The sequence below is a fragment of the Mycolicibacterium hippocampi genome, assembly GCF_010723735.1.
Taxonomy (GTDB): domain Bacteria; phylum Actinomycetota; class Actinomycetes; order Mycobacteriales; family Mycobacteriaceae; genus Mycobacterium; species Mycobacterium hippocampi.
In genome coordinates this window covers 4637809-4651439 of record NZ_BLLB01000002.1, presented here as the reverse complement: position 1 = coordinate 4651439, position 13631 = coordinate 4637809, and the positions used below count along the sequence as shown (strand labels likewise).

General features: G+C 67.5%; 16 protein-coding genes. 10 read left to right on the top strand and 6 right to left on the bottom strand.

The window, feature by feature from the left end; translation table 11 throughout:
* Nucleotides 1-5: 5 nt before the first annotated feature.
* The gene (locus G6N53_RS23340) at nucleotides 6-419 is read right to left on the bottom strand and encodes a globin (RefSeq protein WP_163892811.1); all 414 of its coding nucleotides are present in this window, start codon (nucleotides 417-419) and stop codon (nucleotides 6-8) included.
* 176 nt (nucleotides 420-595) lie between these two features.
* Between G6N53_RS23340 and G6N53_RS23335 the strand changes: the two genes are divergently transcribed.
* The 5 genes from G6N53_RS23335 to G6N53_RS23315 all read left to right on the top strand — a co-directional run bounded on the left by G6N53_RS23335 (nucleotide 596) and on the right by G6N53_RS23315 (nucleotide 3731).
* Entirely contained in the window at nucleotides 596-1258 is a 663-nt protein-coding gene (locus tag G6N53_RS23335; RefSeq protein ID WP_163892809.1) for an HNH endonuclease, read from the top strand.
* 25 nt (nucleotides 1259-1283) lie between these two features.
* Nucleotides 1284-1517, top strand: a complete 234-nt coding sequence (gene ctaJ / locus G6N53_RS23330; protein WP_237166621.1) for an aa3-type cytochrome oxidase subunit CtaJ — start codon at nucleotides 1284-1286, stop codon at nucleotides 1515-1517.
* Nucleotides 1504-1980, top strand: a complete 477-nt coding sequence (locus G6N53_RS23325; protein ID WP_163892804.1) for a DUF5130 domain-containing protein — start codon at nucleotides 1504-1506, stop codon at nucleotides 1978-1980. The genes ctaJ and G6N53_RS23325 overlap by 14 nt, the downstream gene beginning before the upstream one ends.
* A gap of 162 nt (nucleotides 1981-2142) precedes the next feature.
* Nucleotides 2143-3252: an EspA/EspE family type VII secretion system effector gene (locus G6N53_RS23320; protein ID WP_237166779.1), complete on the top strand. Its 1110-nt coding sequence runs from the start codon at nucleotides 2143-2145 to the stop codon at nucleotides 3250-3252.
* A 68-nt stretch (nucleotides 3253-3320) separates the two neighbouring features.
* On the top strand, nucleotides 3321-3731 hold the full coding sequence (locus G6N53_RS23315) for a hypothetical protein (protein ID WP_163892797.1): 411 nt from the start codon (nucleotides 3321-3323) through the stop codon (nucleotides 3729-3731).
* Nucleotides 3732-3847: 116 nt separating this feature from the next.
* Here G6N53_RS23315 and pepN read toward each other — a convergent pair whose 3' ends face one another.
* Nucleotides 3848-6433, bottom strand: coding sequence for an aminopeptidase N (pepN, locus tag G6N53_RS23310; protein WP_163892794.1), 2586 nt, complete (start codon nucleotides 6431-6433; stop codon nucleotides 3848-3850).
* 96 nt (nucleotides 6434-6529) lie between these two features.
* On the opposite strand from pepN, the gene G6N53_RS23305 reads away from it, so the two are divergent.
* From G6N53_RS23305 to G6N53_RS23285, 5 genes are all read left to right on the top strand, one after another.
* A complete protein-coding gene (locus G6N53_RS23305; RefSeq protein ID WP_163892791.1) occupies nucleotides 6530-7150 on the top strand; it encodes a mycothiol-dependent nitroreductase Rv2466c family protein in 621 nt (206 codons plus the stop codon).
* Nucleotides 7151-7230: 80 nt separating this feature from the next.
* On the top strand, nucleotides 7231-7656 hold the full coding sequence (locus tag G6N53_RS23300) for a nucleoside deaminase (protein WP_163896290.1): 426 nt from the start codon (nucleotides 7231-7233) through the stop codon (nucleotides 7654-7656).
* Nucleotides 7657-7665: 9 nt separating this feature from the next.
* Nucleotides 7666-8625 carry an isopenicillin N synthase family dioxygenase gene (locus G6N53_RS23295; protein ID WP_163892789.1) on the top strand — a complete coding sequence of 320 codons (960 nt, stop codon included), beginning with the start codon at nucleotides 7666-7668 and terminating at the stop codon, nucleotides 8623-8625.
* A 109-nt stretch (nucleotides 8626-8734) separates the two neighbouring features.
* A complete protein-coding gene (locus G6N53_RS23290; protein WP_163892786.1) occupies nucleotides 8735-9208 on the top strand; it encodes a ribose-5-phosphate isomerase in 474 nt (157 codons plus the stop codon).
* A gap of 3 nt (nucleotides 9209-9211) precedes the next feature.
* Nucleotides 9212-10006 carry an Fpg/Nei family DNA glycosylase gene (locus G6N53_RS23285; protein ID WP_163892783.1) on the top strand — a complete coding sequence of 265 codons (795 nt, stop codon included), beginning with the start codon at nucleotides 9212-9214 and terminating at the stop codon, nucleotides 10004-10006.
* Nucleotides 10007-10013: 7 nt separating this feature from the next.
* Here G6N53_RS23285 and G6N53_RS23280 read toward each other — a convergent pair whose 3' ends face one another.
* The 4 genes from G6N53_RS23280 to G6N53_RS23265 all read right to left on the bottom strand — a co-directional run bounded on the left by G6N53_RS23280 (nucleotide 10014) and on the right by G6N53_RS23265 (nucleotide 13584).
* Nucleotides 10014-10799, bottom strand: coding sequence for a DUF1542 domain-containing protein (locus G6N53_RS23280; RefSeq protein ID WP_163892779.1), 786 nt, complete (start codon nucleotides 10797-10799; stop codon nucleotides 10014-10016).
* A 344-nt stretch (nucleotides 10800-11143) separates the two neighbouring features.
* Entirely contained in the window at nucleotides 11144-11455 is a 312-nt protein-coding gene (locus G6N53_RS23275; RefSeq protein ID WP_163892777.1) for a hypothetical protein, read from the bottom strand.
* A 46-nt stretch (nucleotides 11456-11501) separates the two neighbouring features.
* On the bottom strand, nucleotides 11502-12305 hold the full coding sequence (locus tag G6N53_RS23270; RefSeq protein WP_163892774.1) for a putative hydro-lyase: 804 nt from the start codon (nucleotides 12303-12305) through the stop codon (nucleotides 11502-11504).
* Nucleotides 12306-12327: 22 nt separating this feature from the next.
* The gene (locus tag G6N53_RS23265) at nucleotides 12328-13584 is read right to left on the bottom strand and encodes an NRAMP family divalent metal transporter (RefSeq protein WP_163892771.1); all 1257 of its coding nucleotides are present in this window, start codon (nucleotides 13582-13584) and stop codon (nucleotides 12328-12330) included.
* Nucleotides 13585-13631: the final 47 nt, after the last annotated feature.

Here is a 13631-nt window from a genome sequence, read left to right as displayed (position 1 = left end):
CGACCTCAGAACGGCGAGTTGACCATCGATTGCGCCGCCATCTCCAGATAGGCGATCAGTTCCTGGCGGTGCGCGTCGTCGAGGGTCTCGGAGTCGATCTCGGCGACCGCGGTGTGCATACACCGCAGCCACGCGTCGCGTTCCAGGTACCCGATCCGGAACGGGGCATGCCGCATCCGCAGCCGCGGGTGTCCGCGTTCGTCGGAGTAGGTGTGCGGGCCGCCCCAGTACTGCTCGAGGAACATCCGCAACCGCACCTCGGCGGCCTCGAGGTCCTCCTCCGGATAGAGCGGACGCAGGATCTCGTCCTCGCGCACCAACTCGTAGAACTTCGCCACGATGGCGTGGAACGTCGCATGGCCTCCGACTGCGTCGTAGAACGACTGCTGCTTCTCGACTGGATTCTCTTGCACGCCCATCGTCTCCATTGTGGGCCATCGCCACCGCCGACCCACTTTCGGACGCTGCTGTGCCGGCGCTCCGAGATGTTCCAGAAGGTGACGGTCACCCGATGTTCACCGACTGACCAGCGAACACGTCGAGAATTGCCGTGCGGACCGGGGTGATCCATGGTGGACTGTCCGACGGAGGACGTATGGCTCAGCGCAAGAACGGTCGCGGCCACCGGCACCGGTCCGCAGTCGGCTCATCCGGGTCGACATCAACCACTGGCACGCGCGCGCTGCACAGTGTCGGCCCAGGTCTGGACGCCCACCCCGGCACGCTGCCCGAGGCGTCGATCTGGGGCCGCAGGCGGGTGTTGCTGCTGAATTCGACCTACGAGCCCCTCACGGCGCTGCCCATGCGTCGCGCGGTGATCATGCTGATGTGCGGTAAGGCCGACGTGGTGCACGACGACCCCCAGGGCCCGGTGGTCCACTCGGCGACTCGGACCATCGTGGTCCCGTCGGTCATCCGGCTGCGCACCTTCGTCCGGGTTCCGTACCGCGCCCGTGTCCCGATGACCAGGGCGGCGCTGATGCATCGCGATCGGTTCCGCTGTGCCTACTGCGGAGCCAAGGCCGACACCGTCGACCACGTCATTCCCCGCAGCCGCGGTGGCGCGCATTCGTGGGAGAACTGCGTCGCCGCGTGTTCGGCGTGCAACCACCGCAAAGCCGACCGGTTGCTGAGCGAGCTGGGGTGGAAGCTGCACACCACTCCGCTGCCTCCGAAGGGACAACACTGGCGGTTGCTCTCCAGCATCAAGGAGCTCGACCCGGCCTGGGTCAGATACCTGGGTGAGGGCGCGGCCTGACCGGGCCGTGAGTTACGGTTTCGGTGTGAACACGACCGCACTGATTCACGCCAGCTTTGTGCTGGTTCCGCTGGCTCTGACGTTGATTCTGTCCCTGTTCATCTTCACCAAGAAGGGCCCGCACCCCGCGACCTTCGATATGTCGGAGAAGTGGACGCACGGCCCGATCCTGTGGGCTGCCGAAGAACCGGCCGATCACGGCCACGGCGGCCATGGTGCACATCTGACAGTGGGAGGTGGCGCAAGTGGCAAGTGGTGAGGTCGCGACCGTCGGGTCGAACGAACTGGCCGAGCTGCCCCGCGGGTACGCGGTCACGTCCAGTGGTCGGCTCTCAGGGGTCACCGAGCCGGGCGAGCTGTCGGTGCACTACCCGTTTCCGACGAAGGACCTGGTGATCCTGGACAACGCGCTGAAGTTCGGTTCGCGCGCCGCCCGGGCGCGCTTCGCGGTCTACATCGGCGACCTCGGGGCGGACACCGCGGCCACCGCGCGTGAGCTGCTGGCCAAGGTGCCGACCCCGGACAACGCGGTGCTGCTCGCCGTGTCGCCCGACCAGAAGGCCATCGAGGTGGTCTACGGGTCGCAGGTCAAGGGCCGAGGCATCGAGGAGACCGCCCCGCTCGGAGTGTCTGCCGCCGCCGCATCCTTCAAAGAGGGCAACCTGATCGACGGACTGATCAGCGGCGTGCGGGTGCTCTCGGCCGGCGTCTCGCCGCACTGACCTTCGCGGCCTCCCGCCGCGAAATATCATTCCGGGTCGCGAATCGCCCGGCGACCATGACCGTGGCTTCACTCTGGCGGTGACGTAGTTGGTGCGCGAACCGGCGCCGAGGCGACCTTAAAATGGACTGCGGGCCGTTGAGGGGAGGTTCGGGCGTTGGGCGTGCTGGACGCGTTCATGGCGGTATGGGCGAAGGCGCGTGCCACCTTCGGTGAGGGCCTTCCGCAGGACGGCTCCGCATTCGACCAGAGCGCAACGCTGTTGCGGTTGCAGTCGCAGGTGCAGGCAGCCAGGCCCGGAGAACGCTGGCAGGGCCCGGCGTCGGATGCCTACGCCGTCGCCAACGACCAGCACGCGGGTGTTCTCGGAGGAGCGGCGCGTCTCGACCGACGACTGCGTGCTGAGGTCGACAGGTCGGCTGCGGTCGTGACCGCGGGGCGGCGGGATCTCGACGCGGTGCGGGACTGGGTGACGAACGCCGCAGCCACGGTGCCCCAGACCCCGCAGGGCGAGCGGATGCTTTACCCGGTGGTCAGCCGAGGCAGCGGTGAGGTCGTCGAGATCCTGCAACGTTCGCACACGGATATGGCCCAGATCGCCGGCCGGATCAGTGGCATCGGCTCCGAGTACCAGTCGCTGCGGAGTGAGCTCAAACTCGGGCCCGGAGATGAAGTTGGACCCGGTGACGGTCCACTCAATGCTGTCGGCGACGAGGACTCGCCGTGGACCTACCCGTTCGATCCGCCACCGCCACCAGATTCCGCGCCCGGCGGTGGCAGATGGGAGCTTGGCCAGGCGTACCCGCCAGGCCCTGGTGGGGGCCCGCCGATGGGGCCGACAGCGGTTCCGAAGCCCTGGCATCGCAGTGTCGATCCGCCGGTGGTTGGGGGCACCACGGCACTGCAGGACGTGGTTGCACCACCGCCCAACGGTTGGGGTGAAGTTCCGCCGGTAGTCGTGAAGGAGGCATACCGGTTCCGGGTGACCGGGGAGGGCTTCAGCAACGACGCCGGTCATGTGCGCTGGGTTCAACGTGACGGGGCCTGGTATCAGGCCCAGTGGATCACCCACGACCTCGAGGCGGAACACCTTTTCCACTTCGAAAGCAAGGTGCCATTCACGAAGGGGTTCAACGACTGGGACCCCATTGACATCAAGGACGTGTACCGACTGCAAGCCGACAATCCACGACTCACCCTTTACGTCCCGGATCCGTCGGGCAGCGTTCTCGAACTCGACCCCGATCGACCTACGGTGTCACGGTCGCAATGAGTTCCACGGAGTCGCAGAGGTCAGTCCGGGTGCGTTGGATCTGGATCGCGAGTACCGCGGCTGCCACCGTGGCGGCGGTCCTGGCGGCGATGTGGCTCATCCCTGAGCCAGCGTCACCGCAGAGAAAGGCGGACTGTGCGGTGGTGGAAGGTACTGCCCGCCAATGGCAGGCAGCAGCAGAAACGTTGACTCCGGCTCAGGGCGCGACGTTGCCGAGCGACCCTCAAACGGTTGTCGAGCAGTACACGCAGATGGCGATGATGGTTCACACCGCGGCCGATTCCGTTTCGACGCCCGAGATCAAGCAGCACCTAACCGAGTGGGCTGACGCGGCCGACCGGTTGGCGATGTCCGAACGTGTTGACTCGGGCGGTCCGGAACAGTCGGAGACGCTCGAGGAGATGCTCGAGATAGCCACTCCGATGAACGACGCCGCCGGCGCCCTCGGCGAACTCTGCCCCAACATGCCTGCCGCATAGCGGTGAATATCTGCGATGCCGGGCATTGAGCCGACCCTCGACATCGACGAGCGTGCGTCCACGCACGCTGTGAGCGGCGCGTCGGTGTGCAGACCCGCGCGCTCGGGGGCCGAAGGTCAGCCGGCGTCGAATTCCCTTGCCCGCAGCGAACGTTCGACCCCTGCGCGGCCCTCCAGCACCAGCCTGCGCAGTGCCGGCGGCACGTCGGGATCGGCGAGGAACTCGTCGGCGGCGTCCAACGCCTCCTGGCTGATGTCCCAGGACGGGTACAACCCGATGACGACGGTCTGCGCGACCTCACTCGAACGCCGCTCCCACACACCGGAGATGGCCTCGAAGTACCTGGCCCGGAACGGTGCCAGCAGCTCACCCTGACCGGGACGCACGAAGCCGCCGATGATCGCCCGCGCCGTGATGTTGGCCAGCGTGTCATCCTCGACCACCTGCTGCCACGCGGACTCCTTGACCGGTGCCTGTGGCCGTGCGGCCGCCGCGGCGGCGGCGTGGCGGCGCCCGGCAGCGGTGGGATCGTTGTGGGCCTCGGCGTCGATGAACGGGGTCTCGGCACCGTCGGCATCGAGGTTTCCGCTGGCGGCAAGCGCGGTCACGATGCGCCACCGCAGGTCGGTGTCGAGTACCAGGCCCTCCATGTTCACCGCTGCGGGTTCGTTGTCCAACAGGGTCGACAACACAGCGACGTGGTTCGGGGATAGCACCGAGGTGCACAGCGCGTTGACGAAGGCCAACTGGTGGTCCGAACCGGGAGCCGACTCACGCGCCAGGTCCAGCAGCGCATCTCCGAAGGCAGGCCAGCCATTCGCGGCCGCCCAGTCCGGTTCGGCGTAGGAACTCAGCGCGGTCTGCGCCTGCAGGATGAGGCGCTGCGCCACTCCCACCTCGGACTCGGCATGCAAACCGCTCATCACGAGTGCGACGAAGTCGCGGGCGCGCAACTCCGCGTCGCGGGTCATCTCCCAGGCCGCCGACCAGGCCAGGGTGCGGGGGAGAGGCTCGGCGATGTCGGCGATGCGGGTCAGCACCGTCTGCAACGACTCGGGATCCAGCCGCAGCGAGCAGTAGGTCAGGTCGTCGTCGTTGACCAGGACCAGCTTCCCCCGCGGAACACCTTGCAGTGCAGGTACTTCGGTGGTCTCACCCTCGACGTCGAGCTCCTCGCGGTGCACCCGCACCAGCTTGCCGGTCGCGTCCTGGTCGTAGATGCCGACCGCCAGCCGGTGAACCCGGGTCTCGCCGGCACCCGGTTTGGCGCCGCCCTGATCGATGGCGAACCGGGTGAACCTGCCGTCGGCGTCGACGTCGAATTCCGGACGCAACGTGTTCAGCCCGGTGGTCTTGAGCCACTGCCGGCCCCAGCCCGACAGGTCACGACCCGAGGACTTCTCCAGCGCGCCAAGGAGATCGCCGAACGTAGCGTTGCCGAATGCGTGGTCTCGGAAGTAGTCCCGCAGGCCGGCGAGAAACGCCTCCAAGCCGACGTAGGCCACCAGCTGCTTGAGCACGCTGGCGCCTTTGGCGTAGGTGATGCCGTCGAAATTCACCTCGACGGCGTGCAGGTCGGGGATGTCGGCGGCCACCGGGTGGGTGGACGGCAGCTGATCCTGCCGGTAGGCCCAGGATTTCTCGACGTTGGCGAACGTCGTCCATGCTTGGGTGTACTCGGTGGACTCGGCCTGGCACAGCACCGAGGCGAATGTCGCGAACGATTCGTTGAGCCACAGGTCGTCCCACCACTGCATCGTCACCAGATCGCCGAACCACATGTGGGCCATCTCGTGCAGCACCGTCTCGGCGCGACGTTCGTACGACGCCCGGGTCACCTTCGACCGGAAGACGTAGTCCTCGAGGAAGGTCACCGCTCCGGCGTTCTCCATCGCGCCGGCGTTGAACTCAGGGACGAAAAGCTGGTCGTACTTGCCGAAGGCATACGGGGTGCCGAAGTTGTCGTGGTAGAAGGCGAAGCCTTGCTTGGTCTCGGTGAACAGCCGGTCTTCGTCCATGTACTCAGCCAGGGACTTGCGGCAGAAGATGCCGAGCGGGATCTCGCCGTGGACATCGGAATACACGTCATCCCACCGTGCGTACGGTCCGGCGATCAGCGCCACCAGATAGGTGCTCATCCGCGGGGTGGCTGCGAAGGTGTGCTGCTTGGCGGGATCGGCCTGGGCGACCTCGACGGTGGCACCGTTGGAGATGATCTCCCAGTGCGCCGGCGCGGTCACGCTGACGTTGAAGACAGCCTTGAGATCGGGTTGGTCGAAGCAGGCGAACATCCGCTTGGCGTCGGCGGTTTCGAACTGCGAGTACAGGTACACCTCGTCGTCGACGGGGTCCACGAAGCGGTGCAGGCCCTCGCCGGTGTTCGAGTAGCGGCAGTCCGCGTCGATCACCAGGACGTTGTGCTCGGCCAGGCCGGTCAGCTGCACGCCGGTCGACTCGTCGTAGCCCGACACATCGATGTCGGTGCCGTTGAGCGTAGCGCTGCGGATCTGCTCCGCGGCCAGGTCGATATAGGTGTCGGCGCCGGCCAGTGCGTCGAACTCGACGGTGGTCAGCGAACGGAACGTGCGCTCGCCGGGCTTGCCGCTGCCGTCGGTCAGGTCCAACGCGATGTGGTAGCTGTCTACGGTCACGAGGGCGGCGCGCTCGGCGGCCTGGTCGCGGGTCAGATTAGGAAGGGCCACGCTCGTCAACACTAGCCTGGCCACGGGAAGACACGACGGGCGCCGATGGTTGTGCTGAAGCGACGTGTGTCACAGCTTCGACGAGAGGACCAACCCATGCCCGAGAAGTCCCGCGCCGATTTCTGGTTCGATCCGCTGTGTCCGTGGTGCTGGATCACTTCGCGCTGGATCCTGGAAGTGGAGAAAGTCCGCGACATCGACGTGCGGTTCCACGTGATGAGCCTGGCGGTGCTCAACGAGGGTAGGGATCTGCCCGAGGAGTACCAGGAGATGATGAAGACGGCGTGGGGACCGGTGCGCGTGGCGATCGCCGCCGAAAGGGCCAACGGCGCCGACGTGCTCGGACCGCTCTACACCGCGATGGGCACCCGGATCCACGACAAGGGCTATCGCGACTTCGACAGCGATTTCAGCCAGGTGATCAGGGAGTCCCTCGAGGAGGCGGGACTGCCCGCCGAACTGGCGGACGCGGCGACCAGCGACACCTACGACGCCGCGCTGCGGGAGAGTCACCACGCCGGAATGGACGCGGTCGGCGAGGACGTCGGAACGCCGACGATCCACGTCAACGGCGTGGCGTTCTTCGGGCCGGTGCTGTCGCGCATCCCGCGCGGCGAAGACGCGGGCAAGCTGTGGGACGCCTCGGTGATCTTCGCCTCTTACCCGCACTTCTGGGAGCTCAAGCGCACCCGCACCGAGCCGCCCGTCTTCGACTGACGCGGGCTCGCCGGCGCGGCATACTTGCTTCTGTGCCGCTCGAAGATCACCGCCGAGAAGGTGTGAGCTCGCCACTGGAGATGCTCGACGTCGCCGTAGAGGAGGCGCGAAAGGGGTTGTCCGAAGGCGGTATCCCGATCGGCGCCGCGCTGTTCTCGACCGACGGGACCCTGCTCGGCCGTGGCCACAACCGGCGCGTCCAACTCGATGACCCGTCCATCCACGCCGAGACCGACGCGTTCCGCAACGCGGGTCGGCAACGCGGCTACCGGTCGACGGTGATGGTCACCACGCTCTCACCGTGCTGGTACTGCAGTGGGTTGGTGCGGCAGTTCAACATCGGTGCCGTGGTCATCGGCGAGAGTCGGACCTTCGCCGGGGGCCACCACTGGCTGGCCGAGAACGGGGTGTCGGTCACCCTGCTCGACGACGAGCGTTGCGTGACGATGATGCAGGAGTTCATCGCCTCCAACCCGGACCTGTGGGCGGAGGACATCGGTGAGTGAGGACGGCCAGTGAGTACCATTGCGACCATTGATCTTTCACGGTGGCACCAAGGCGGCCCCAGTGCCGGCGAGATCGCCGCCGACGTCGACGCAGGTCTGCAGCGAGCAGGGTTCATCCTGGTCCGCGGTCACGGTGTGGACCCGGCGCTGACGCAGAGGGTTCGGGCGGCGGCCCGTGAGTTCTTCGGCCAGCCCGACCAGGTCAAGGCCGGCTACTCGGTTGCCGTGGGTGGACACGGCTGGTTGGCCCCCGGTGCGGAGGCCAACGCCTACTCCGAAGGGACGGAGACCCCACCGGATCTGAAGGAGAGTTTCAGCCTCGGCGCCGAGACCGCGACGGGGGACGTCGACGTCGACCGGATCTGGTTCGCTCCCAACGTCTGGCCGGCCGAGGTGCCCTCACTCGAGCGACTGGTCACCGAATACACCGCTCAGATGCGGCGGGTCGCCGACGAACTTCTGGCGTTGTTCGCACACGCGCTCGGCCTGGCCGCGAACCCGTTCGCGGCCATGGCGAGCACGCCGACATGGACGATGAACATCAACCACTACCCACCTGTCAGCGTGGTGGGCGAGCCGGAACCCGGCCAGTTCCGCATCGGACCGCACACCGACTTCGGGACGGTCACCATCCTGGACCGCGAGCCCGGCGCCGGCGGGCTGCAGGTGTACTCCGAGGAGGCGGGCTGGGAAGACGCGCCGTATGACCCCGATGCCCTGACGGTGAACATCGGTGATCTCCTGGAGTACTGGAGCGGACGGCGCTGGCCGTCAGGGCGGCACCGGGTGCTGCCACCGCAACGGCATGCCCCCGAAGAAGACCTGGTGTCGCTCATCTACTTCTACGAGGCCAACCACGACGCGGTCGTCACCCCGCTGGAGCCGCCCATCGGCAAGGTGTCCGGACTGCCTCCCGTCACGTCGGCGGCGTTCATCAAGGAGCGGCTCGACGCCATCACGGTGGGCTGAAACGCCGCTGTCGCGGCCGACGAGTGCGACAAGAACACACATGCCTGGCGGCGTGTTGCTGCGCAAACGCGCGCGTTCGCGGAGCAGGGGACAAATGTAGGGTGTCCGCATGCGCGTCTACCTCGGGGCCGACCACGCCGGATACGAGCTCAAGCAGGCCGTCATCGAGCACCTCAAGCAATCGGGGCACGAACCAGTCGACTGCGGCGCGTTCGACTACGACGCCGACGACGACTACCCGGCGTTCTGCATCGCGGCCGCACAGCAGACGGTGGCCGACCCGGGCAGCCTGGGCATCGTGCTCGGCGGCTCCGGAAACGGCGAGCAGATCGCGGCCAACAAGGTGCCGGGTGCCCGCTGCGCGCTGGCCTGGAGCACCACGACGGCATCGCTGGCCCGCGAGCACAACAACGCCCAGCTGATCGGCATCGGTGGCCGCATGCACACCACCGAGGAGGCACTGGCGATCGTCGACGCCTTTCTGACCACCAAGTGGTCGCAGGCCCCGCGCCACCAACGGCGCATCGACATCCTCGCCGACTACGAGACCACCCACGTCGCGCCCCCGGTGCCCGGCGCCTGACCGATGCCCGAGGGGCACACGCTGCACCGGCTTGCCCGGCAGCATCAGCGTCGTTTCGGCCGTGCGCCGGTGGTGGTCTCGAGCCCGCAGGGGCGTTTCGAAGGCGGCGCTGCGATGGTGAGCGGCCGGGTGCTGAAGAAGGCCACCGCCTGGGGCAAGCATCTGTTCCACCACTACGAGGGCGGTCGGGTGGTGCATGTGCACCTGGGGCTGTACGGGACGTTCACCGAAAAGCCCGTGCCACTGCCGTTACCCGTCGGGCAGGTGCGCATGCGGATGCTGGGCACCGAGTACGGCACCGACCTACGGGGCCCGACGGTCTGCGAGGTGATCGAGGAACCCGAGGTCGTCGACGTGGTCGCCAAGCTGGGACCCGACCCGTTGCGCGCCGACGCCGACCCGCAGCTTGCATGGCGACGAATCACCAAGTCCCGCAGGCCCATCGGGGCGCTGCTGATGGATCAGGCAGTGATGGCCGGGGTGGGCAACGTGTACCGGAGTGAGCTGCTCTACCGCCACCGGATCGACCCGCTGCGCCCCGGTACGACGATCACCGCCGACGAATTCGACGCGATGTGGACCGACCTCGTCGCGCTGATGAAGGTCGGAGTTCGCAGAGGAAAGATCATCGTCGTGCGACCCGAACACGACCGCGGCGCACCGTCATACCGGCAGGGCCGGCCGCGAACATACGTCTACCGCCGCGCCTTGGATCCGTGCCGGGTGTGTGGGACGGGCATCCGGACCACGGTGTTGGAGGGGCGCAACCTGTTCTGGTGCCCCGGCTGTCAGAGCTGAGGCACGGCTAGAAACCGCCGAAGTCGCCGCCGAAGTCGCTGCCGCCCCAATCGCCTCCGCCGGAGTCCCAGCCGCCACCGGTGTCGCCGCCGTCGAAGCCGCCACCGTCCTGGCCGGCGGCGAGGCCGTCGCCGTATCCGTCCCCGTAGCCGTTCTCGAACGCCTGGGCGTCGTAGCCGACGCCGCCCATCCCGGAGAACAACGCACTGAACAGAAGCACCGAGCCCATGCCCCACGCGCCCGCGACCAGCGCGGGCTTCCACCACGGTTCGGAGTACCAGCCTGCCGGTACCGGGCGACCCGCGACCCGGCCGCCCGGGTAATAGTTGGGGGTGCGCTGCGAGGGGACCGGTGACGCCTCGATCTCGCGTCCCTCGAACTGCACGCGGCGGTCCTCGGTGACGGTACCGGCCGTCCGCTGACCTGACAGCGACTCCAGCTCAGGCCCCGGGTCCATGTCCATCGCGATGCGCGCCGCCCGCACGTAGTAGAGCCCTTCCATCGCGCTCTCCTTGGCCAGTTCGGCCTGGCGCCCTGTGGTGGCCTGGTCGATCTGGGAGGACGCCGCGGTGTAGCGCTCGGAAGCGTCGGCCAGGGCCTGCTTGGAGGCGTCGTCGGTGCCGGAGAGGGCGAACACCTGCCCACCCAGCCGTTCGATGACGCGGCGGGCGTCGGCCTTCGCGTCGGCCAGTGATGCTGCGCTGCGCTTCTTCGAGGCGTTGGCGGTCGCGTAGACGCCTGCCCCGATCGCCGCGACGACCAGCAGGATCAAAACGAGCAATGCGCCTTCCATGGCTCACAGCGTACCGACAGCTGCGACGTCACCCCGCTGATCGGAGGGCGCCACCCCCGGCGGGGAGGCCAGGATCGTGTTACCGGATGGCGTTGTCGTTGCTGGAATAGGTCACAGTAATTGTCAGGGGTGTCAACATTGGTTAGACTCGTGTTCGCAGTTCGAACCTCGAGCGCAGAACCCCGGAGCCCATGATGACCTATGCCGTCGTACTTATCACGCTGTTGCTGGGATTTTCCGTGTTCCTGGCGATGGACGAGAAGACCTACTGAACCGCAGCAGTCAGAAATAGTTATGCATTCGTAATTTGCTGGATCTGCACGCGGGCGTGATTTTGGCTCGGGTCACAAGCGGTGCATCTCCCTGGCCATCGCCGCGTGCTCGAAGTAGTCCGGCCGGCGTCGCGCCATCCGTCGTCGACGATCCCGTCGTTCAGCGCGGCTCGTCCACCAGTTGTGCAGCGCGCCGACCCGACGGGCGTCCACGGTCGAGCAGGCCGCGGCGCTGCCGAGCAGCACTTCGGTGACACTGATGAACACCGGCTCGGCGGGGGTTGCCGCGGTGTCGGGCGGGCAGTAGGGCCTGGGCAGGGTTTCGGTGTATTCGTTCATGCCCACCAGCGTCTTGCACACCGCCTGCGCGGGCTTGGAGTTCACATGGAGATCGTGTGGAGATCCCGGAACCAGTGCCGGGGAACCGCGCTCACGGCACCTGCAGTGCGCTGTCCCGCAGGTCGGTGATCAACATGTGCCCGGGCGCGTGACCGATCGCCAGCGGCGGACGTGACTGCATGACGGCGGTTTGCGGGGTGACCCCGCACGCCCAGAACACCGGGATGTCATCCGGGCCGACGGTCACGGCGTCGCCGAAATCCGGTGCGGACAGGTCGGTGATGCCCAGCGCGGCGGGATCACCGACGTGCACCGGGGCGCCGTGCACCGACGGATAACGGGACGTGATGCGTACCGCATCGGCGACCTGCGGCGCCGGTATCGGCCGCATCGACACCACCAGCGGGCCACTGATCTGCCCCGCCGGCCGGCACCTGCGGTTGGTGCGGTACATCGGCACATTGGTGCCCGCGTCGACGTGGCGCACCGGAACGCCCGACTCCTGCAGCGCCGCTTCGAAACTGAAGCTGCAGCCGATGAGGAACGCGACCAGGTCGTCGGTCCAGTGATCGGAGGCATCCGACGTCTCGGCCACCAGCTCGCCGGCGACGTAGATGCGATAGGCCGGAATGTCGGTGCGTACATCGCCGTCGGCGAGCAGCGGGCCGGAAAACTCGCCGGGTTCGAGCACCTCCAGCACCGGACACGGCTTCGGGTTGCGCTGGGTGAACAGCATCAGGTCGAAGGCGTACTCGCGGGGCACGGCGATCAGGTTGGCCTGCGCGTAGCCGGCCGCCCATCCGGCCGTCGGGGTCACCAGGCCGTCCCGGAACCGGCGCCGGGCTTCCGAGGGGGAGATGGCGGCCGTGTCCGCAGGGGCGGTGTGGAAATTCATCTGCGCTCCTCGGCCGGTCGGCTCAACTCCACAGCTCGGCGAGGCCGCTCAGCGACATCCACCCGAGGTACAGCGTCAGCAGCCACACGGCGAGCGCCACCAGCTTGAGCCACATCGGGTACTGGTAGCCGTGCATCAGGTCGCGGCGCCTCCAGGCCACCCACACCACCACGGTGAACCCGATGGGCAGGATCAGGCCGTTGAAGGCGCCGGCGAAGATCAGCAGCGTCACCGGCGCGGCGCCGAGGACGACGAACAACGCGGCGCTGAGCGCGATGAAGCCCACCGTCAGGATGTTCTGCCGGCGGCGCGTGGTTTTCGACGTGGTGAGGAACGACACCGACGTGTACGCGGCACCGATCACCGAGGTGATCGAGGCGGCCCACAGGATGACGCCGAAGAACACCCCGCCGGCGGTGCCGAGTGCGGCTTCGAACGCCGACGCGGTGGGGTTGTCGTCGGCGAGGACGGCCCCGCCGACGGTCACCCCGAGGATCGCGAGGAACAACAGCGTGCGCATGACGCCGGTGACGATGATTCCGTAGAGCGAGGTGCTGGTGATCCGGCCGACGTTCTCCGGCCCGGTCACCCCGGTGTCGAGGAGGCGATGCGCGCCGGCGTAGGTGATGTAGCCGCCCACCGTGCCGCCGACGATCGTCGTGATCGCCAGGAAGTTGACCGACTCGGGCAGCACCGCGTTACGCAGCGCCTCACCGAGCGGTGGCCGCGACACGATCGCGGTGTAGGCGGTCATGAGGATCATCCCGGCCCCGAGCACCACCACGATCCGATCGAGTCCGACGCCGGCCCGCTTGCTCAGGAACACCCCGATGGCGATGAGCGCCGAGACCGCACCGCCGATGCGTGGGTCGAGGCCGAACATCGCGTCCGTGCCGAGGCCGGCGCCGCTGGTGTTGCCGATGTTGAACACCAGCCCACCCACCACCACCAGGGCGGCGAGCGCGTACCCGACACCGGGGAGCACCTTGTTGCCCAGTTCGTGGGCCCGGATCCCGGAGACCCCGATGACCCGCCACACGTTCAGCTGGACGGCGAAGTCGATGATGATCGAGGCGACGATCGCGAACGCGAAGGCCGCGCCGAGTCTGACGGTGAAGTCGGTGGTCTGGGTGATGAATCCGGGGCCGACCGCGCTGGTCGCCATCAGGAACATCGCGCCCAGAAGCGCGGTTCTGGTCGCCTTGGAGGACTTCGGACCTGACCGTTCGTCGTCGGAGACGGCCACGGGTTCGGGTGCGGAGTGTTCGGGCTCTGCCATGTCGTTTCCCTTGGTCCGAACCGGCGTTTTCGGTGGTGGAGGTGCCT